This is a genomic window from Psychrobacter sp. 16-MNA-CIBAN-0192 (assembly GCF_040309565.1).
Classification (GTDB): Bacteria; Pseudomonadota; Gammaproteobacteria; order Pseudomonadales; family Moraxellaceae; genus Psychrobacter.
Map to the genome: position 1 here is coordinate 1 of NZ_JBEOOX010000631.1, position 243 is coordinate 243.

General features: G+C 65.0%; 1 protein-coding gene. It reads right to left on the bottom strand.

The window, feature by feature from the left end; all coding sequences use genetic code 11:
• A partial coding sequence (locus AAEY78_RS14650) for a ParA family protein (protein ID WP_352340193.1) occupies window positions 1-243 on the bottom strand: 243 nt, incomplete at both ends.

Sequence of the window (243 nt, forward strand, 5' to 3'; positions counted from 1 at the left end):
GCACGATGCTGAACGGCAGCGCTTGCTTGCGCGAGCGGTTGATCATCGCCAGAGTGCTGACCATGCGCTCCAGGCCCTTGACCGCCAGGTGCTCGGTCTGCACCGGGATCACCAATTGCTGGCTGGCCGCCAACGCGTTGACCATCAGCACGCCGAGCAACGGCGGGCTGTCGATGATCGCGTAGTCGAAGTCCTGCCACAGCTGCGCCAGGGTCTTGGCGATCACCAGGCCCAGGCCACTCT